The organism is Plantactinospora alkalitolerans, from assembly GCF_015690345.1.
In the GTDB taxonomy this organism is placed as follows: domain Bacteria; phylum Actinomycetota; class Actinomycetes; order Mycobacteriales; family Micromonosporaceae; genus Plantactinospora; species Plantactinospora alkalitolerans.
Window position 1 is genome coordinate 1 of the sequence record NZ_JADPUN010000042.1, and the last position, 591, is coordinate 591.

The following is a 591-nucleotide window of genomic DNA, read 5'->3' on the forward strand; positions in this document are numbered from 1 at the left end:
TGGTGCGGGACCCGGCCAGCCGGACTGCTGCTGCCATCCGGTTGTCAGCTGTTGTTCCAGGCGCCCGCGACGAGGTCGGCGGCCTGGTTCTCCCACTTGGCGTACGCGTCCGGGTACGCCGAGACCTGTACCTTCTGCGCGGCCACGGTCAGCGGCAGGTCATGCCAACCCTCGACCTGCTTCAGCCCGGTCAGGAACGCGATGGTCGAGTACTCCGGATCAGTGATCTGCTCCGGCGTGCCCCAACCCGAGGACGGCCGCTGCTGGAACAACCCCAGCGAGTCATGATCGTTGGCGTCACCCAGATGACCCAGGTTCTCCAACTTCGACTCCTGCAACGAGGTTCCGACCGCGATCACGGCGGCACGCTCGTCCAGACCAGCCTTCTTCGTCGCCTTCACGATCGCCCTGACGTTGCCGGACTGCTCACCCGACAGCGGAATCGAGGACTGCTCGCCCTGCACACCACGGGGCACCAACCGGTCCCGCGACGGCCTGCCCTTGCTGTCCTTGCTGTCCTTGGCACCCTTGTCAGCCTTGGCACCCTTGTCGGCCTTGTCGGCCATCACCGACTGCGACACCGAACCGGTG

General features: G+C 66.2%; 1 protein-coding gene. It reads right to left on the reverse strand.

Going from position 1 to position 591, the window contains the following annotated elements; all coding sequences use genetic code 11:
* Positions 1-44: 44 nt before the first annotated feature.
* The gene (locus tag I0C86_RS02130) at positions 45-566 is read right to left on the reverse strand and encodes a hypothetical protein (protein ID WP_230393399.1); all 522 of its coding nucleotides are present in this window, start codon (positions 564-566) and stop codon (positions 45-47) included.
* Positions 567-591: the final 25 nt, after the last annotated feature.

Coding starts and splice junctions, on each gene's coding strand:
- I0C86_RS02130 (WP_230393399.1), bottom strand. CDS start 566: ATGGCCGACAAGGCCGACAAGGGTGCCAAGGCTGACAAGGGTGCCAAG.